Genomic DNA, 19020 nt, shown 5'->3' with positions numbered 1-19020 from the left:
TCGGAAAAACAAAAACCGGGGCACTTGGCCCCGGCTTCCCTCAACGAGACGCTTAAACGCGTTCGAAGACGGTGGCAATGCCCTGGCCGAGGCCAATGCACATGGTCGACACACCGAAGGTGCCGCCATTTTGCTTCATCACATTGAGCAAGGTGCCGGAGATACGCGCACCGGAACAACCGAATGGGTGACCCAGGGCGATCGCGCCGCCGTGCAGGTTAACCTTCTCGTTCATCTTGTCGAGTACTTTCAAATCTTTCAGTACAGGCAAGGCCTGTGCGGCGAAAGCTTCGTTGAGCTCGAAGAAGTCGATATCGGCAATGCTCAGACCCGCGCGCTTCAGTGCTTTTTGTGTAGCCGGTACTGGACCATAGCCCATGATCGCCGGATCCACACCCGCCACTGCCATCGAACGGATCACCGCCATTGGCGCAATGCCCAGGTCCTGAGCACGCTGCGCCGACATCACGATCATGCACGAAGCACCATCAGTGATCTGCGACGAAGTACCCGCCGTCACGGTGCCGCCCTTTGGATTGAAGGCCGGCTTCAACGCCGCCAGGCTTTCCAGGGTAGTTTCCGGACGAATGGTTTCGTCGTAGTCAAACAGTTTCAGGAAACCGTTCTCGTCATAGCCCTGCATCGGGATGATTTCGTCTTTGAACTTGCCTTCCAGGGTCGCTTTATGGGCGAGCTGGTGGGAGCGCACGCCGAAGGCATCCTGCTGCTCACGGGTGATGCCGTGCATCTTGCCGAGCATTTCTGCGGTCAAACCCATCATGCCCGAGGCTTTTGCCGCGTACAGCGACATGTGCGGGTTCGGATCGACACCGTGCATCATGCTCACGTGACCCATATGCTCGACGCCGCCCACCACGAAAACGTCACCGTTACCGGTCATGATCGCTTGCGCAGCAGTGTGCAGGGCACTCATGGACGAGCCACACAGACGGCTGACGGTCTGGCCGGCAGCGGTGTGCGGGATCTGGGTCATCAGGGACGCCATGCGGGCGATGTTCCAGCCCTGCTCCAGGGTCTGGTTCACGCAGCCCCAGATGACGTCTTCGACTTCGCTCGGATCGACCTTGACGTTACGTTCCAGCAGTTTGCTGATCAGGTGCGCCGACATGTCTTCGGCGCGGGTGTTGCGGTGCATGCCGCCCTTGGAGCGGCCCATCGGAGTACGACCGAAGTCGACAATCACGACGTCTCTTGGATTCAAGCTCATAAATATTCTCGCTCTAGTCGATTGGGCGCTTAACCGAAGAAGCTCTGGCCGTTTTTGGCCATCTCGCGCAGCTTCTCAGTCGGGTGGTACAGCGCGCCCAAATCAGCGTACTGGTCAGCCAGGGCAACGAACGCTGCCACACCGATCGAATCGATGTAGCGCAGCGCGCCGCCACGGAATGGAGGGAAACCAATACCGTAGACCAGACCCATGTCGGCTTCGGCGGCGGTTTCGACAATGCCGTCTTCCAGGCAACGCACGGTTTCCATGCACAGCGGGATCATCATCCAGTTGATGATGTCTTCGTCAGACACTTCACGCTGTTCAAAGACGATTGGCTTGAGCACTTCGAGTACCGACGGATCGGCGACTTTCTTCTGCTTGCCCTTCTTGTCGGTCTCGTAGGCGTAGAAGCCCTTGCCGTTCTTCTGACCCAGGCGCTTGGCTTCGTAGAGCACGTCGATGGCCGAACGACGGTCATCCTTCATGCGGTCCGGGAAGCCTTCAGCCATCACGTCACGACCGTGGTGGCCGGTGTCGATGCCGACCACGTCCATCAGGTATGCCGGGCCCATTGGCCAGCCGAATTTTTCCATGATCTTGTCGATACGGACGAAGTCCACGCCGGCGCTGACCAGCTTGGCGAAACCGCCGAAGTACGGGAACAGCACGCGGTTGACCAGGAAGCCCGGGCAGTCGTTGACGACGATCGGGTTCTTGCCCATTTTCTTGGCGTAGGCAACGGTGGTGGCAACGGCCAGTTCGCTGGACTTCTCGCCACGAATCACTTCCACCAGCGGCATCATGTGCACCGGGTTGAAGAAGTGCATGCCGACGAAGTTTTCCGGACGCTTGAGGGCCTTGGCCAGCAAGGTGATGGAAATGGTCGAGGTGTTGGATGCGAGGATGGTGTCCTCTTTGACCTTGTCTTCGACTTCGGCCAATACGGCTTGCTTGACCTTAGGGTTCTCAACGACCGCTTCAACCACCAGATCCACGTGACCGAAGTCACCGTAGGACAGGGTCGGACGAATGCCGTTCAGTACTTCAGCCATTTTGGCCGGGGTCATGCGACCTTTATCAACGCGGCCCGACCAGCAGCTTGGCGGCTTCAGCCAGACCCTGCTCGATACCGTGCTCGTTGATGTCCTTCATCAGGATCGGCGTGCCTTTGGAGGCCGACTGATAAGCGATACCGCCACCCATGATGCCGGCGCCGAGTACGGCAGCCTGCTTCACGTCTTTGGCGATTTCGTCGTAGGCCTTGGCTTTTTTCTTCAGTTCCTGATCGTTCAGGAACAGACCGATCAAGCTCTGCGCGGCAGAGGTCTTGGCCAGTTTGACGAAACCTGCGGCTTCAACTTCCAGCGCTTTGTCGCGACCGAAGTTCGCGGCTTTCTGGATGGTCTTGATCGCTTCAACCGGCGCCGGGTAGTTCGGGCCCGCTTGACCAGCCACAAAACCTTTGGCGGTTTCGAAAGCCATCATTTGCTCGATGGCGTTCAGCTTGAGCTTTTCCAGCTTCGGCTGACGCTTGGCCTTGAAATCGAACTCGCCTGCGATGACGCGCTTGATCAGCTCCAGGGCCGCTTCCTGCAGTTTCTCTGGAGCGACCACAGCGTCGACTGCGCCGACTTTCAGCGCGTCTTCAGGACGGTTTTCCTTGCCAGCGGCAATCCACTCGATGGCGTTGTCGGCACCGATGATGCGCGGCAGGCGAACAGTACCGCCGAAGCCTGGGTAGATGCCCAGTTTGACTTCCGGCAGACCGATCTTGGCCTTGGTGGACATGACGCGGTAGTCCGCCGCCAGGCACATTTCCAGACCACCACCCAAAGCGATGCCGTTGATCGCGGCTACGGTCGGGACATTGAGGTCTTCGAAATCGCTGAAAATCCTGTTGGCTTCGAGGTTGCCTGCAACAAGCTCTGCATCAGGCAGCTTGAAGTTCTCGACAAATTCGGTGATGTCGGCGCCGACGATGAACACGTCCTTGCCACTGCTGACGATCACACCCTTGATCGAAGCATCTGCCTTGATGGTGTCTACGGCCTGACGCAATTCGTTCAGGGTTAGACGGTTGAACTTGTTGACGGACTCACCCTTGAGATCGAATTTCAATTCGACGATGCCACTTTCAAGAGCCTTAACCGTGATGGCTTTACCTTCGTAAATCATCAACTGATCTCCACGATATGGAAGCTGAACAGTACACGTCGGACGCTGACGTTCTGGCTCGGCATGGACGTTACCGTCGATGCTAACGCCATTCCACCAGGCACACCCGCCAACGCGATAGTCGGGATTCTGTAGGAGCTGTCTGTAATACAAACGCTCAATTCATACGCCCGTTTGATTTGGGTACGCCACCTTCACGGAATTTCCGACAATTGTCAATCGCCCAAAATGCGGGTTTAAACACGACTTTACGGTCACTTCCGTACCACGAAGATCTGCAACATGCGGGTGCATGTGCAGCTATTCATAGAATCAATTGTTAGAAACGTCGCCCTAATTCGCGGCAGACCCGATTTTCACCGGCTACGCTTGAGGCATCTTGAAAGTAAAAAAACAGGAGCGCCATCAGCGAACGCTTGACGCAAGCACGGCACCACGCCTCGGCGGACGTGATGGTTTGAACAGTTTACCGGCCTGCCTGGCCAGTCTCAGCCCGATGATTATGTCGGGTTTTTTATGCCCAGGCGAAAGGCAACTCCCATACAAGCACTCAGGCCAGGGCTTTGAGTACGCTGGCAATTTCCTGCAAAACACTCGCCTCGCCCTTCTCGCCCCAATACAAGGCAATCATTTGTTTGTCTGCTTCAATCTTGTAGACGTTAGCGGGCAATTTCCCGAAATGAACCAGCAAGGACTCATCCTGACAAACTTCTCGCCACTGATTGACCCACACACCCGGCGCCGTCTGCCAGTAGCTCCAGCAATCGGGTCGGGAGCTACGGCGCGGCCGATGGTATTGCGCACACGGATTCGGCGCGTCCTGACCGAGCCAGTGCGGCCATTCCTGTGGCGCCAACTGCATGGCCAGGCCAATGCGACGGGCCTCCATGCGCAGGTTCATCCGCCCGCTCTGGCCACGGGACGGACGCAGCCACGCCAAAGGGCTGAGGACCACCGCCAGGATTGACACCACTATCCAGACCGTCATATCTGTACTCCCGATTCTTGATGGGCGCATTGATCCACGTCGGAACCAATCCGCTTGAAACCAGCCATACTTACCGTTATCGCAATCCTCAGGAGGAGCACCTCATGCCCTACCACCACATCCTGGTCGCCGTAGATCTAACCGAAGAGTGCGATCCTGTGATTCACCGCGCCCGCGAATTATCGGTCAGCAACGGCGCCAAACTGTCCCTGGTTCACATTGTCGAACCGATGGCCATGGCCTTTGGTGGTGACGTGCCGATGGACCTGTCGCAATTGCAGCAGCAACAGTTCGATCAGGCCAAGGAGCGACTTCATCGATTGATCCTCAAGTACCCTGAACTGACTCAGGAGTGCAGCCACCTGACTTACGGCCAGCCCCGACAGGAAATCCATCACCTGGCCAAGGAGCAGACCTGCGACCTGATCGTCGTCGGCAGCCACGGCCGCCACGGCCCTGGCGCTGCTGCTGGGCTCCACCGCCAATGACGTGCTGCACGGTGCGCCCTGCGATGTGCTGGCCGTGCGCCTGATCAAAAGCTGACAACACGGACAATGTGGGAGCGGGCTTGCTCGCGAAGACGGTGTATCAGTCAGCATATTTGTTGAATGTTAAGCAGCCTTCGCGAGCAAGCCCGCTCCCACATTGGATCTATGCCAGCTCAGTAGATCGTATTCCATATGAAAAGCCCGGCGTTCATCACTGAACGCCGGGCTTTTTCATTGCAGGATCAATCAGGCATCCAGCTCGGCCCAACGCTCCACCAATACATCCAGCTCAGCCTGCAATTGCTCGACCTGAGCGATCACCTTGGCAGTCTCCGCAGCCGGGCGCTGATAGAAACCGGCATCAGCCATTTCGGCTTGCACCGCAGCAATCTGCTGTTCCTTGGCGTCGATGTCACCCGGCAATGCTTCCAGCTCGCGCTGCAGCTTGTAGCTGAGTTTCTTCTTGGCCACCGGCGCGTCTACTGCCGCTACGGGCGCAGGTGCGGCAGCGACCACTGCAGAGTTCAGCTCGGCCTTGCCGGATTTGTTCTCGGTCACGCCCAACAGGCGCGGCGAGCCGCCCTGACGCAGCCAGTCCTGGTAGCCACCGACGTACTCGCGCACCTTGCCTTCACCTTCGAAGACCAGCGTGCTGGTGACCACGTTGTCGAGGAATGCCCGGTCGTGGCTGACCATCAGCACAGTACCGTTGAAGGTCAGCAGGACCTCTTCCAGCAGCTCGAGGGTTTCCACATCGAGGTCGTTGGTCGGTTCGTCGAGGACCAGCAAGTTAGCCGGTTTGCTGAACAGCTTGGCCAGCAACAGACGAGCACGCTCGCCACCCGACAACGCCTTGACCGGCGTACGGGCACGCTGCGGGCTGAACAGGAAGTCGCCGAGGTAGCTCAACACGTGGCGGCTCTGACCGTCGATGTCGATGAAATCACGACCTTCAGCGACGTTGTCGATCACGGTCTTTTCCAGGTCCAACTGATGGCGCAACTGGTCGAAATAGGCCACGTCGATCCGGGTGCCCTCTTCAACCGTGCCGCTGGTTGGCTGCAAACCGCTGAGCATGAGCTTCAGCAACGTGGTTTTGCCGGTACCGTTGGCGCCCAGCAGACCGATACGGTCGCCACGCTGCAAGACCATGGAGAAATCCTTGATCAGGAACGGGCCATCCGGGTGAGCGAAGCTCACGTTCTCGAGGACCATTACCTGCTTGCCGGACTTGTCAGCGGTATCCAGCTGAATGTTGGCCTTGCCGGTGCGCTCACGACGCTCGCTACGCTCGACGCGCAACGCCTTGAGGGCGCGAACGCGACCTTCGTTACGGGTACGACGAGCCTTGATGCCCTGGCGGATCCAGACTTCTTCCTGGGCCAGTTTCTTGTCGAACAACGCGTTGGCGGTCTCTTCAGCCGCCAGCGTGGCTTCCTTGTGAACGAGGAAGCTGGCGTAGTCGCCGTTCCAGTCGATCAGGCCGCCGCGATCCAGTTCCAGGATGCGGGTAGCAAGGTTTTGCAGGAAGGAACGGTCGTGCGTGATGAACAGCACGGCGCCCTGGAAATCTTTCAACGCCTCTTCCAGCCAGGCGATGGCACCGATGTCCAGGTGGTTGGTCGGTTCGTCGAGCAGCAACAGATCCGGTTCGGACACCAGGGCCTGAGCCAGCAGGACGCGACGACGCCAGCCGCCGGACAACTCGGCGAGGGTCTTGTCGGCTGGCAATTGCAGGCGGCTGAGAGTGCTGTCGACCAATTGCTGCAAACGCCAGCCATCACGGGCTTCGAGGTCATGCTGGACATGCATCAGCTTGTCCAGGTCGGCGTCGGTGACGATGTTCTGGCTCAGGTGGTGGTACTGCGCGAGCAACTCGCCCACACCGTCCAGACCTTCGGCCACCACGTCGAACACGGTCCGCTCGTCGGCCACCGGCAGTTCTTGCGGCAATTCGCCGATCTTGAGGCCTGGTGCGCGCCAAACGGAGCCGTCATCAGGCTTCTGATCGCCTTTGACGAGCTTCATCATGCTGGACTTGCCAGTGCCGTTGCGGCCGATGATGCACACCCGCTCACCACGGGCGATCTGCCAGGACACCTTGTCCAACAACGGCATAGCGCCGAAAGCAAGGGACACATCGCTGAATTTGAGCAGGGTCATGAGCTTCTCCAAAAACCGGGCGCGCATTCTACCTGACTTGGGGCTTCAGAAGGCCGGCATTTTCATCTTCGAAGCACTCTGCACCACAATTGTTGCGAACTTGTGCCGACAGGCCGGCAAAGCTTTCGCCGGTTACTGGCAAAAGGCTAAGCTACAGGCAATCAGTGCTGGCACCTGCTGGCACTTGTCATGATTTCTCTGCCCGGATGTCTCATGCGCAGTCGCCTTTTCAGCTTTTTATCTTGTCTGCTTCTCTCGGCCACTGCCGTTCAGTCCGCCCAGGCCGTGGACCTGTCCACCCAGCGCCAGTATTACGATGAGGCCAAGCGTGCCTTGGCCAAGGGTGATACCGGCCCGTATTTTCGCTACGGCCAGGCCCTCAGCGATTACCCGCTGGAGCCGTACCTGGCCTATGACGAACTGACCGCGCGCCTGAAAACCGCGAGCAACGCCGAAATCGAGAAGTTTCTCGCCGAGCACGGCGACCTGCCCCAGGCCAACTGGATGAAACTGCGCTGGTTGCGCTGGCTGGCGGATCGTGGCGAATGGGCGACCTTCGTCAAGTATTACGACCCCAAGCTCAACTTCACTGAGCTGGACTGCCTCAATGCCCAGTACCAGATCAGCCACAACCTGAAGTCCGAAGGCTACGCCAATACCGAAAAGCTCTGGCTGACCGGCAAGTCCCAGCCAGCCGCGTGTGACGCGCTATTCACGCAATGGGCCGCCGAAGGCCAACTGACCGAGAAAAAACGCTGGGAGCGGGTCAAGCTGGCGGCTCAGGCACGTAACTACGCACTGGCCAGCAGCCTGACCAATGGCCTGAGCACCCTCGCCCCACGCGGCCGGTTGCTGGTCGACGTCGCGCAGAAACCCGAACTGCTCAGCCAGCCTTCACGCTTTACCCCGGCCGACGAGGCCATGTCTGATGTGGTCAGCCTTGGCCTGCGGCGCCTGGCGCGCCAGGACCCGGACAAGGCGATGGACCTGCTCGACAGCTATGCCAGCAGCATGCACTTCTCCCGCGACGAAAAAGTCGCCATTGCCCGGGAAATCGGCCTCACCCTGGCCCGACGTTTCGACAGTCGCGCCCTCGACGTGATGACCAAGTACGACCCGGAGCTGCGCGACAACACCGTGTCCGAATGGCGCCTGCGCCTGTTGCTGCGCCTGGCACGCTGGGACGACGCGTATCAACTGACCCGTCGCTTGCCGCAAGACCTCGCCACCACCAACCGCTGGCGCTACTGGCAGGCCCGCAGCCTCGAACTGGCCCAGCCGCAAAACCCGGAAGCCCAAACCCTGTACAAAAACCTCGCTCGCGAGCGTGACTTCTACGGATTCCTGGCCGCTGACCGTTCCAAATCGGCTTACTCGCTGACCAACAAACCGCTGGTGCTGAGCCAGACACTGGTCAATAAGGTCCGCAATACGCCGGGCGTGCGCCGCGCGCTGGAGTTCCACGCTCGCGGGCAGATCGTCGATGGCCGTCGCGAGTGGTATCACGTCAGCCGCCACTTCAGCCGTGACGAAATGGTTGCCCAAGCCAAACTGGCCTACGACCTGAAATGGTACTTCCCGGCCATCCGCACCATCAGTCAGGCGCAATACTGGGACGACCTGGATATCCGCTTCCCGATGGCCCACCGCGACACACTCGTGCGTGAAGCCAAGGTCCGTGGCCTGCATTCGAGCTGGGTGTTCGCCATCACCCGCCAGGAAAGCGCCTTCATGGACGACGCCCGCTCCGGCGTCGGCGCCAGCGGCCTGATGCAGTTAATGCCGGGCACCGCCAAGGAAACCGCGCGCAAGTTCAGCATTCCCCTGGCCTCGCCGCAGCAAGTGCTCGACCCGGACAAAAACATTCAGCTCGGCGCCGCTTACCTGAGCCAGGTTCACAGCCAGTTCAATGGCAACCGCGTGCTCGCTTCGGCAGCCTACAACGCCGGCCCCGGCCGCGTGCGCCAATGGTTGCGCGGTGCCGATCACTTGAGCTTCGACGTCTGGGTGGAAAGCATCCCGTTCGACGAAACCCGCCAGTACGTGCAGAACGTGTTGTCCTACTCGGTGATCTACGGCCAGAAGCTCAACTCGCCACAGCCGCTGGTGGACTGGCATGAGCGGTACTTTGATGATCAGTAACAGCGGCAAGCGTTAAGCCACACGCTGCAAGCGGTTCAATTGGGATCGCAAGAAAAATGCCCGCATCTCTCGATGCGGGCATTTTTATGGGCGTCGCCTTTCGCAGGCGCCAGGCATGCCGGGCGCTTAGTGGCTGACCGAATCGGTCGAGACGTCTCGCCCATCGTTGAACTGCAACGCCGCCAGCCGTGCATACAGCGCATTGCTGGCGATCAGCTCCTGATGGGTGCCCACTGCGACGAGCTTGCCCTGGTCCATCACTGCGATCCGGTCGGCGTTCTTTACCGTGGCCAACCGATGAGCGATGACCAGCGTGGTGCGGTTCTTCATCAGGCTCGGCAAGGCTTGCTGGATCAGGTGTTCGCTCTGGGCATCAAGGGCGCTGGTGGCTTCGTCCAGCAGCAAAATCGGCGCATCCACCAGCAACGCACGAGCAATGGCCAGGCGTTGACGCTGACCACCCGAAAGGCCGAGACCGCCGTCACCCAGGTGAGTCTGGTAGCCGTCGGGCATTTTTTCGATGAAGTCGTGGGCGTAGGCAATCTTCGCCGCGTCCTTGACCTGCTCCAGCGTCGCGGTCGGGTTGCCGTAGCGGATGTTCTCTTCGACACTGCCAAAAAACAACGCAGGGCTTTGCGAAACCAAGGCAAAACAGCGGCGCAGGTCCAGCGGATCGAGTTGGGTCAACGGCACGCCATCGATCAGAATTGCGCCTTCGGCCGGATCGTAGAAACGCAGCAACAGGTCATAGACCGTCGACTTGCCCGCGCCCGAAGGCCCGACCAGTGCCAGGGTTTCACCGGCCTTGATGCTCAAGCTCAAACCGTCGACGGCATAGCTTTCAGGACGCGAGGGATAGGAAAACCGCACAGCCTGCAACTGCAACTCACCACGCACCCGCTCAGGCAAGGTCACAAGACCGGTTGCCGGCGGCTGAATGATGTTTTCCGAACGCAACAGTTCGGCAATCCGCTCGGCCGCGCCGGCCGCTCGCTGCAACTCACCGATCACTTCGCTCAGGGTCCCGAAGGCGCTGCCAACGATCAGGCTGTAGAAGACGAACGCCGCCAGTTCGCCACCGGAGATCCGCCCGGCGATCACGTCCATGCCGCCGACCCAGAGCATCACCCCGACCGCACCGAGCACCAGCATGATCACCAGCGTAATCAGCCACGCGCGCTGGACGATGCGCTTGCGTGCAGTGTTGAACGCCTCTTCCACCGTGACCGCGAAACGCTGCTCGTCCTGCACCTGATGGTTGTAAGCCTGCACGGTCTTGATCTGGCCAAGGGTTTCGGAGACGTAGCTGCCGACATCGGCAATCCGGTCCTGGCTCAAGCGCGACAGGCCGCGCACCCGCCGGCCGAAAATCAGAATCGGCGCCAGCACCAGCGGCAATGCCACCACCACGATGCTGGTGAGTTTGGGGTTGGTGATGAACAGCAGGACAATCCCGCCGATCACCATCAGGGCATTGCGCAAGAACAGCGACAGCGAGGAGCCGATGACCGATTGCAGCAACGTGGTGTCGGCGGTCAGGCGCGACTGGATTTCGGAGCTGCGGTTGTTCTCGTAAAAACCCGGATGCAGGTAGATCAGGTGGTTGAACACCTGACGACGAATGTCCGCCACGCAGCGCTCGCCGATCCATGACACCAGATAGAACCGCGCAAATGTGCCGATGGCCAGGCCCAGCACCAGCAGCATGAACAGGCCAATGGACTGGTTCAGCAGGTGCGGCGACTGGGTCATGAAACCCTGATCCACCAACAGGCGAATGCCCTGCCCCATGGACAAGGTGATGCCGGCCGTGACGATCAGGGCCAGCAAGGCACCCAGCGCCGGCCAACGGTAGGGCGCAATGAAATGACTGGCCAGGCGAATGGCGCGACGGTGACGGGCAGAAAGCATCAGGATCATCCGGTAGAACACTCTGAAAGATTCAAACGTGATCAAGCCTGCATCGCTCAACCCGCGGTAAATCACAATGAGTCAGGTTAATTATGACCACTGACACTAGAGCCTAGATGTTAATGGTCTAAAGTCCGACTGGCAGGGCACCAGGATTTCTGGTGGACTGAAGAAGACGTCATGGAGCAGGCCCGCAACTGTCACAGCCTGTTCATGTGGCGCATTTAAAGTAACAGCACCCCCTGATGAGGAGACAGGCCATGTCCTTGCAACACCGCAGCGATGACAAGATTCAAGTGATCCGCACTCAGCCGCACCAGTCTCTGGGGTGCGCCATTATCGACGCTCAAGGGCGCGAAGTACCGATCACTGAAGACATGATCCGGAACGCGTGCCGCGAACTGGAACAGCGATTGGTCAAGCCTGCCGAACAAAAGTGATATAGCCACCGTCTTCTTGACCCGGCCCTGATTGGCCGGGTTTTTTATGGGCGCTTGTCCGCAAGTGCTCGCGATTGGGCCAACTCGATTTTCAGACAGTCGAAGCACCCAAGGCCGCCACGATCTGCTGCAACTCAGGTGAATCCCCGTCAATCCGCACCTTCAACCCGTCGATCTCGCGGCGCTCCGGGTAATGCTTGCGCAGCAGGTCGAAGGCCTTGCGCTGCTCGGCGCCGCTCACCACCAGGCTACGGCGGAAGTCCGCATCGTCGCGGCGCGGGTCGTACACCGCACGGCAAATCATCGCCAGTGCCCAGGCCGGATCGCTGCTGGCGTTCAAGTGAACCTGGGCCAGCCAGGGTGCCGGCAACAACGAATCCAGGCTGACGCGAGGGGCCTGACCGAGGAACTGGCAAAACGCCTGATAGATCTGCGCCGTACCGCGCTGTTTGCCATCGAGGCTGTACCCGGCGATGTGCGGCGTGGCGATCACGCAGAGTTCGGCCAGGCCGATATCGACACTCGGCTCGCCTTCCCAGACATCCAGCACCGCTTGCAGGTCTTCGCGCTCCAGCAATACTTCGCGCAGGGCAGTATTGTCCACTACCGGCCCGCGGCTGGCGTTGATCAGCCACGCGCCCGGCTTGAGCTGGTTCAAACGCGGCTTGTCGAACAGGTGCCAGGTCGGCGAGTCACCGGTTTTGCTCAGCGGCGTGTGCAGGCTGATGACATCGCATTGCTCGATGATCTGTTGCAGGCTGACGTAGCCGTCGTTTTCCGCACGCTGACGTGGCGGATCGCAGACCAGCACATTCCAGCCCAGGCCACGCAAGACCTTGACCAGCCGCCCACCGACTTCACCGGCACCGACTACGCCGTAGGTGCGCTGAAGCAATTCGACGCCTTCGATTTCCGCCAGTGTCAGCAGGCTGCCCAGAACGTAGTCGACCACGCCTCGTGCATTGCAACCCGGCGCGCTGGACCAGGTGATGCCGGCCTCCTGGAAGTAATCCAGGTCCAGGTGATCCGTGCCAATGGTGCAGGTGCCGACAAAACGCACCTTGCTGCCTTCAAGCAACGTGCGGTCGACGTTCGTCACCGAACGCACCAGCAACACGTCGGCCTGCTCGACCGTCGCGCGGTCAATGGAACGCCCCGGCACACGGCGGATTTCGCCGAAACCTTCGAAGAAGGCATCGAGCAACGGAATATTTTCGTCGGCAACAATCAGCATGGCAGGCTCCTTTCGCGGAGCCGCAGTGTAGGCGTTGTGCAGCGTAATGGGCCAGCGGTGCGTCATTGCGTCGCTTACAAATCCCCAACACGGGAATTTTCCTGACCACTGTGTCAACGCGTAGAATGCGCCGCCCCGCGCATCACCTTTCCCTGGACACTTTGCTTGTGAATTCCGTAACTCAATGCCCCGCCGACCTCTCCCCCACCCGCCCGGACAAGGTTCGCCTGGAGCTCAAGGGCCTGCTCAACCTGGCCTTTCCCATCATGATTGCGCAACTGGCCACCACGGCCATGGGCTTCGTCGATGCGGTGATGGCCGGCCGGGTCAGCCCGCGGGACCTGGCCGCCGTGGCGCTGGGCAACTCGATCTGGATCCCGATCTACCTGCTGATGTCCGGCATTCTGCTGGGGACCACCCCCAAAATCGCCCAACGCTTTGGCGGTGACAAACACACAGAGATCGGGCCGCTGGTGCGCCAGGCATTGTGGCTGGCGCTCTGTGTCGGATTGATCGCCAGCGGCCTGCTGCTCAGCGCCGAGCCCATCCTGCACTGGATGAAAGTCGATCCACAATTGATCGAACCCAGCATGGGTTACCTGCAAGGTATCGCCTTCGGCTTCCCGGGCATTGCCTTCTACTACGTGTTTCGTTGCTACAGCGATGGCATGGGCCGCACACGTCCGAGCATGGTCATTGGCCTGTGCGGCCTGCTGCTCAACATCCCGCTGAACTATGCGCTGATCTATGGCCATTTCGGCCTGCCGGCCCTCGGCGGCGTCGGTTGCGGCTGGGCCAGCGGTATCGTCATGTGGTTCATGGCGCTGAGCATGGCCGGTTGGACCCGTTGGGCGCCCTTCTATGCCCGCACCCGGGTGCTGGTGCGTTTCGATCGCCCGCAGTGGGCCGTGATCAAACGCCTGATCGGCATCGGCCTGCCAATCGGCATCGCGGTGTTCGCCGAGTCCAGCATCTTCGCCGTCATCGCCCTGCTGATCGGCAGCCTCGGGTCGACCGTCGTGGCCGGGCACCAGATCGCCCTGAACATCAGCTCGCTGCTGTTCATGATTCCGTATTCCCTGGGGATGGCGGTTACCGTACGGGTCGGTCAGGCGCTGGGGGCCGGCGACCCTTATCAGGCGCGCTTTGCGGCGAAGGTCGGGCTGGGCGCGGCGCTGGTGTTTGCCGCGTTCTCGGCAAGCCTGATTCTGCTTCTACGCGAGCCGATCGCCTCGATCTACACCGCCGACAAGACCGTGATCCAGATCGCTTCGATGCTGATTGTGTATGCCGCGCTGTACCAGTTCTCCGATGCTATCCAGGTGATCTGTGCAGGCGCCCTGCGCGGCTACCAGGACACGCGGGTGACGATGATCCTGACGCTGTTCGCCTACTGGGGGATTGGTTTGCCGGTGGGTTACGTGCTGGGGCTGACCGACTGGTTCGGCCCGGCCAGCGGCCCGAGCGGGCTGTGGGAAGGTTTGATCGCGGGCTTGAGCTGCGCGGCGCTGATGCTGTCGATTCGACTGACACGCAGTGCGCGCAAGCGGATTCGCCTCAGTCAGCGGACGCGTTAATCGACCGTAAAAAAGAAGGCCTGCCTATGCAGGCCTTCTTTTTGAGGTCCATTAATCGGACTTCTTGCGAATCCAGTACAGGTAGGTGCCGGACTCTTCACGCTGCTCGACCAGCTCATGGTCCAGGAACACGCAAAACTTGGGGATGTCGCGACGGGTCGAAGGGTCCGTGGCGATCACCTTGAGCAGACCGCCGGGCGGCAGGTCGCGGATGTGCTGGTGCAGCATCATCACCGGCTCCGGGCAATTGAGCCCGGTGGCGTCGAGGGTGCCGTCAACCGGCGTGTCGATCAGTTCACTCATGATTCACTCCTGAAACTGGCCGGCATTGTCGCGCAATGCCGGGGCTCTTAACAGATCGTACAGCCCGCAACTGTGGCGAGGGAGCTTGCTCCCGCTCGGCGGCGAAGCCGTCGCAAAACCTGTGCACGCAGTTTGCGTGCCTGTTGATACTGAGTTGCTGGTATCAGGGCTGCTTCGCAGCCCAGCGGGAGCAAGCTCCCTCGCCACAGAGACCAACGCCTACACCATGGTTCAGCGCTTTTTAGGCTTACTTACATCATGCCGGCGCAAGTGGCAGGTCACTTCTTCGCGGTCGTGGTACAGCTGCTTGCAGCCGATGTCGACCTTGATGCCGCGCTCCTTGAAACCGTCGGCAATGCGCTCCAGCAGGCGCTTCACTTCAGCGTAGCGCTGCTTCATCGGCAACTTCAGGTTGACCACCGCCTCGCGGCAATGACCTTCGCCGATCCACTCTTCCAGCATCGCGGCGTTACGCGCCGGCTTCTCGACGATGTCGCAGACCATCCAGTCCACCGGCTGCCTGGGCTTGAAGGTAAAACCGTCAGCCATCAAGTGCTGCACCAGGCCGGTGTCCATCAGGCTCTCGGCCATCGGGCCGTTGTCGATGGCGGTCACCAGCATGCCTCGGTTGACCAGTTGCCAGGTCCAGCCACCGGGGGCCGCGCCCAGGTCGACGCCGGTCATGTCGCTGTGCAGGCGCTCGTCCCACTGGTCGCGAGGGATGAAATGGTGCCACGCCTCTTCCAGCTTGAGGGTCGAACGGCTAGGCGCTTCGCGGGGGAACTTCAGACGCGGAATGCCCATCGGCCACATCGCCGAGTTGTTGGCCTCGGCCAGGCCCATGAACACTTCGCGACCGCTTTTGAAGGTCAGCAGCAAACGCGGCTTGTTGGCGTCTTCCACCAGTTTGCCGGCCGCCATCAGCGCCTTGCGCAGGTGGACTTCGAATTTCTTGCAGAAGTTCGACAGCTCTTTGCCGTCGTTGGTATCAACCATTTCCAGCCACAGGCTGCCGCATGTCGGGAAGTCTGCAATGTGGGCCAGGATCACACTGATGCGATCGGTTTCCGGCAGGTCGATGAACATGCCCCGCGCCCATTGCCGCGGGAAGATCAGTTCGGCAAACCGCTGGCCGCGCATCAGGCGTTCGGCGCCGTTTTCTTCGGTGCAGACAAACTCAGCGCAGGCGCTGCTGGTCTTGGCCTTGGCATAACCGGCCACATTCAACCGCGCGGCGTGCTCGGAAATTTCCGAGCAGACTTCGCCTTCGAAGCCGGGCCGGCAATGCATAAATAGGATGTTCATTCTTACTCCTGGGCAGATGGCGAGACATTCAGCCACTGCGCGATGCCCAGGCTTGCGTTGAAGCAAAGCCTGTCACGAAAACCGGCGCATGATAGCCGAGTTCGCACCCTTGAACTTGTCTATAGAGTCCAGTTATTAGCCAGCTACTTAAAACAGGGCTAGGTTTAAAGCTCTGCCCGCCCCGTCAGTCCGTAGCCGTGCGGACTTAAAGGAGTCATTTCAATGCCGTCCCTCGATAGCCTGAAAACCCTTAAAACCTTACAAATCGACGACAAGACCTACCACTACTTCAGCCTGCCGGAAGCCGCCAGGCACCTGGGCGATCTGGACACGCTGCCGATGTCGCTCAAAGTCCTGCTGGAAAACCTGCTGCGCTGGGAAGACGAGAAAACCGTCACCGGCGCCGACCTCAAGGCCCTCGCCGCCTGGCTCAAGGAGCGCCGTTCCGACCGCGAGATTCAATACCGCCCGGCGCGGGTGCTGATGCAGGATTTCACCGGCGTGCCCGCCGTGGTCGACCTCGCGGCCATGCGCGCCGCCATGGCCAAGGCCGGTGGCGATCCGCAGCGCATCAATCCGTTGTCCCCGGTGGACCTGGTGATCGACCACTCGGTGATGGTCGACAAGTTCGCCAGCAGCACCGCTTTCACGCAGAACGTCGACATCGAAATGCAGCGCAACGGCGAGCGTTACGCCTTTCTGCGCTGGGGCCAGAGCGCCTTCGACAACTTCAGCGTCGTGCCACCGGGCACCGGCATCTGCCATCAGGTCAACCTGGAATACCTGGGCCGCACGGTCTGGACCAAGGACGAAGATGGCCGCACCTATGCCTTCCCGGACACACTGGTGGGCACCGACTCCCACACCACCATGATCAACGGCCTCGGCGTACTCGGCTGGGGCGTGGGCGGCATCGAGGCAGAAGCGGCGATGCTCGGCCAACCGGTGTCGATGCTGATCCCTGAAGTGATCGGCTTCAAGCTCACCGGCAAACTCAAGGAAGGCATCACCGCCACCGACCTGGTGCTGACCGTCACCCAGATGCTGCGCAAGAAAGGCGTGGTCGGCAAATTCGTCGAGTTCTACGGTGACGGCCTCGCCGAGTTGCCGCTGGCGGACCGCGCGACCATCGCCAACATGGCCCCGGAATATGGCGCCACCTGCGGATTTTTCCCGGTGGACGACGTCACGCTGGAGTACCTGCGCCTGTCCGGTCGCCCAACCGCAACCGTGAAACTGGTCGAGGCCTACAGCAAGGCCCAGGGCCTGTGGCGCCTGCCGGGCAAGGAACCGGTGTTCACCGACAGCCTGGCGCTGGACATGGGCAGCGTCGAAGCCAGCCTTGCCGGACCGAAGCGCCCACAAGACCGGGTGTCACTGCCGAATGTCGCTCAGGCGTTCACTGACTTCCTCGGCCTGCAGGTCAAGCCCACCCGCCCCACCAGCAAGGAAGAAGGCCGCCTTGAAAGCGAAGGTGGCGGCGGGGTTGCCGTCGGCAATGCCGATCTCATCGGCGAAACGGACTACGAGTATGAAGGCCAGACCTATCGCCTGAAAAACGGTGCCGTGGTGATTGCCGCCATTACCTCTTGCACCAACACCTCCAACCCGAGCGTGATGATGGCTGCCGGGCTGGTGGCGAAAAAAGCCGTGGAGAAAGGCCTCAAACGCAAACCCTGGGTGAAGAGTTCTCTGGCGCCTGGCTCCAAAGTGGTCACCGACTACTACAAGGCCGCCGGCCTGACCCAGTATCTGGATCAACTGGGGTTTTCCTTGGTCGGCTACGGCTGCACCACCTGCATCGGTAACTCCGGGCCGTTGCTGGAGCCCATCGAGAAAGCCATTCAAAGCTGCGACCTGACCGTCGCCTCGGTGCTGTCCGGCAACCGCAACTTCGAAGGCCGCGTGCATCCCCTGGTGAAAACCAACTGGCTCGCGTCCCCGCCGCTGGTTGTCGCTTATGCCTTGGCCGGCAGCGTGCGGCTGGACATCAGCAGCGAGCCCCTCGGTATCGGCAGCGACGGCAACCCTGTCTATTTGCGCGATATCTGGCCCAGCAGCAAGGAGATCGCCGACGCCGTGGCGCAAGTCGACACCGCCATGTTCCACAAGGAATACGCCGAGGTGTTTGCCGGTGACGCACAGTGGCAAGCGATTGAAGTGCCGCAAGCGGCGACATACGTGTGGCAGAAGGACTCGACCTACATCCAGCATCCGCCGTTTTTCGACGACATCGCCGGCCCGCTGCCGGTGATCAAGGATGTGAGCGGTGCCCGGGTACTGGCCCTGCTGGGTGACTCGGTGACCACCGACCACATTTCCCCCGCCGGCAACATCAAGGCTGACAGCCCCGCCGGACGTTACCTGCGCGAGCAGGGTGTGGAACCGCGCGACTTCAACTCCTACGGCTCACGCCGTGGCAACCACGAAGTGATGATGCGCGGTACCTTCGCCAACATCCGTATTCGCAACGAAATGCTCGGTGGCGAAGAAGGTGGCAACACGATCTATATTCCGACCGACGAGAAACTGCCGATCTACGACGCCGCCATGCGTTACCAGGCATCGGGCACGCCGCTGGTGGTGATCGCCGGCCAGGAATATGGCACCGGCTCCAGCCGCGACTGGGCCGCCAAGGGCACCAACCTGCTGGGGGTCAAAGCGGTGATCGCCGAGAGCTTCGAACGGATTCACCGCTCCAACCTGGTGGGCATGGGCGTGCTGCCGTTGCAGTTCAAACTCGACCAGAACCGCAAGAGCCTGAACCTGACCGGCAAGGAAACCCTGAGCATTCAGGGCCTGACCGGGGTCGAGTTGACGCCGCGCATGAACCTGCCACTGGTGATCACCCGGGAGGACGGCAGCCGCGAGAAAATCGAGGTGCTGTGCCGCATCGATACGCTCAACGAAGTCGAATACTTCAAGGCCGGAGGGATTCTGCATTACGTGCTGCGACAGTTGATTGCGTCCTGACTTTACACGGAAAAAAACACCGCCTTCGGGCGGTGTTTTCTTGTTGGGCTGTCCTACAAGACACATGCCGTTATAATCATGCCCCGCGAT

At 60.4% G+C, this 19020-nt stretch carries 12 protein-coding genes and 2 pseudogenes; 6 read left to right on the top strand and 8 right to left on the bottom strand.

The features are described from left to right. Positions 1-52: 52 nt before the first annotated feature. From fadA to AABM54_RS09670, 3 genes and pseudogenes are all read right to left on the bottom strand, one after another. Positions 53-1228 carry an acetyl-CoA C-acyltransferase FadA gene (gene fadA, locus AABM54_RS09680; protein ID WP_347905114.1) on the bottom strand — a complete coding sequence of 392 codons (1176 nt, stop codon included), beginning with the start codon at positions 1226-1228 and terminating at the stop codon, positions 53-55. A 29-nt stretch (positions 1229-1257) separates the two neighbouring features. Then, positions 1258-3406, bottom strand: a pseudogene (gene fadB / locus AABM54_RS09675) (fatty acid oxidation complex subunit alpha FadB). A gap of 550 nt (positions 3407-3956) precedes the next feature. Next, positions 3957-4394 carry a hypothetical protein gene (locus AABM54_RS09670; RefSeq protein ID WP_347905113.1) on the bottom strand — a complete coding sequence of 146 codons (438 nt, stop codon included), beginning with the start codon at positions 4392-4394 and terminating at the stop codon, positions 3957-3959. Between the two features lie 104 nt (positions 4395-4498). On the opposite strand from AABM54_RS09670, the pseudogene AABM54_RS09665 reads away from it, so the two are divergent. Next, positions 4499-4937 (top strand): annotated as a pseudogene (locus AABM54_RS09665) (universal stress protein). A gap of 191 nt (positions 4938-5128) precedes the next feature. On the opposite strand, the gene AABM54_RS09660 reads toward AABM54_RS09665, so the two are convergent. Further along, a complete protein-coding gene (locus AABM54_RS09660) occupies positions 5129-7045 on the bottom strand; it encodes an ATP-binding cassette domain-containing protein (RefSeq protein ID WP_347905111.1) in 1917 nt (638 codons plus the stop codon). On the opposite strand from AABM54_RS09660, the gene AABM54_RS09655 reads away from it, so the two are divergent. Continuing rightward, positions 7044-7238, top strand: coding sequence for a hypothetical protein (locus AABM54_RS09655; RefSeq protein WP_347905110.1), 195 nt, complete (start codon positions 7044-7046; stop codon positions 7236-7238). The two genes, AABM54_RS09660 and AABM54_RS09655, sit on opposite strands and share 2 nt — an antisense overlap. A 20-nt stretch (positions 7239-7258) precedes the next feature. Then, positions 7259-9187, top strand: a complete 1929-nt coding sequence (locus AABM54_RS09650; protein ID WP_347905109.1) for a transglycosylase SLT domain-containing protein — start codon at positions 7259-7261, stop codon at positions 9185-9187. Positions 9188-9313: 126 nt separating this feature from the next. On the opposite strand, the gene AABM54_RS09645 is transcribed toward AABM54_RS09650, so the two are convergent. Further along, the gene (locus AABM54_RS09645; protein ID WP_347906159.1) at positions 9314-11107 is read right to left on the bottom strand and encodes an ABC transporter transmembrane domain-containing protein; all 1794 of its coding nucleotides are present in this window, start codon (positions 11105-11107) and stop codon (positions 9314-9316) included. A 251-nt stretch (positions 11108-11358) separates the two neighbouring features. Between AABM54_RS09645 and AABM54_RS09640 the strand changes: the two genes are divergently transcribed. Then, complete coding sequence (locus AABM54_RS09640; RefSeq protein WP_347905108.1) at positions 11359-11538, top strand: PA1571 family protein; 180 nt, start codon at positions 11359-11361, stop codon at positions 11536-11538. A gap of 91 nt (positions 11539-11629) precedes the next feature. On the opposite strand, the gene pdxB is transcribed toward AABM54_RS09640, so the two are convergent. Further along, on the bottom strand, positions 11630-12772 hold the full coding sequence (pdxB, locus tag AABM54_RS09635) for a 4-phosphoerythronate dehydrogenase PdxB (RefSeq protein WP_347905107.1): 1143 nt from the start codon (positions 12770-12772) through the stop codon (positions 11630-11632). 167 nt (positions 12773-12939) lie between these two features. Between pdxB and AABM54_RS09630 the strand changes: the two genes are divergently transcribed. Then, positions 12940-14349 (top strand): MATE family efflux transporter, encoded by a 1410-nt coding sequence (locus tag AABM54_RS09630; protein ID WP_347905106.1) that lies wholly within the window; start codon positions 12940-12942, stop codon positions 14347-14349. 51 nt (positions 14350-14400) lie between these two features. Here the strand turns inward: AABM54_RS09630 and tusA are convergent, their stop codons facing one another. After that, entirely contained in the window at positions 14401-14652 is a 252-nt protein-coding gene (tusA, locus tag AABM54_RS09625) for a sulfurtransferase TusA (protein WP_347905105.1), read from the bottom strand. Positions 14653-14883: 231 nt separating this feature from the next. Continuing rightward, positions 14884-15957, bottom strand: a complete 1074-nt coding sequence (rlmM, locus tag AABM54_RS09620; RefSeq protein WP_347905104.1) for a 23S rRNA (cytidine(2498)-2'-O)-methyltransferase RlmM — start codon at positions 15955-15957, stop codon at positions 14884-14886. Positions 15958-16179: 222 nt separating this feature from the next. Between rlmM and acnA the strand changes: the two genes are divergently transcribed. Continuing rightward, positions 16180-18930, top strand: a complete 2751-nt coding sequence (gene acnA / locus AABM54_RS09615) for an aconitate hydratase AcnA (protein WP_347905103.1) — start codon at positions 16180-16182, stop codon at positions 18928-18930. Positions 18931-19020 lie beyond the last annotated feature (90 nt).

Origin of the sequence: Pseudomonas purpurea (assembly GCF_039908635.1) — a bacterium.
Classification (GTDB): domain Bacteria; phylum Pseudomonadota; class Gammaproteobacteria; order Pseudomonadales; family Pseudomonadaceae; genus Aquipseudomonas; species Aquipseudomonas purpurea.
This window is presented reverse-complemented; position numbering and strand designations above follow the sequence as displayed.

Excerpts from the sequence above, each read along its gene's own strand:
- tusA (WP_347905105.1), bottom strand. The coding sequence starts at position 14,652 with ATGAGTGAACTGATCGACACGCCGGTTGACGGCACCCTCGACGCCACC.
- pdxB (WP_347905107.1), bottom strand. The coding sequence starts at position 12,772 with ATGCTGATTGTTGCCGACGAAAATATTCCGTTGCTCGATGCCTTCTTC.
- rlmM (WP_347905104.1), bottom strand. The coding sequence starts at position 15,957 with ATGAACATCCTATTTATGCATTGCCGGCCCGGCTTCGAAGGCGAAGTC.
- AABM54_RS09670 (WP_347905113.1), bottom strand. The coding sequence starts at position 4,394 with ATGACGGTCTGGATAGTGGTGTCAATCCTGGCGGTGGTCCTCAGCCCT.
- AABM54_RS09650 (WP_347905109.1), top strand. The coding sequence starts at position 7,259 with ATGCGCAGTCGCCTTTTCAGCTTTTTATCTTGTCTGCTTCTCTCGGCC.
- AABM54_RS09655 (WP_347905110.1), top strand. The coding sequence starts at position 7,044 with ATGAGCTTCTCCAAAAACCGGGCGCGCATTCTACCTGACTTGGGGCTT.
- fadA (WP_347905114.1), bottom strand. The coding sequence starts at position 1,228 with ATGAGCTTGAATCCAAGAGACGTCGTGATTGTCGACTTCGGTCGTACT.
- AABM54_RS09640 (WP_347905108.1), top strand. The coding sequence starts at position 11,359 with ATGTCCTTGCAACACCGCAGCGATGACAAGATTCAAGTGATCCGCACT.
- AABM54_RS09660 (WP_347905111.1), bottom strand. The coding sequence starts at position 7,045 with ATGACCCTGCTCAAATTCAGCGATGTGTCCCTTGCTTTCGGCGCTATG.
- AABM54_RS09645 (WP_347906159.1), bottom strand. The coding sequence starts at position 11,107 with ATGATCCTGATGCTTTCTGCCCGTCACCGTCGCGCCATTCGCCTGGCC.
- acnA (WP_347905103.1), top strand. The coding sequence starts at position 16,180 with ATGCCGTCCCTCGATAGCCTGAAAACCCTTAAAACCTTACAAATCGAC.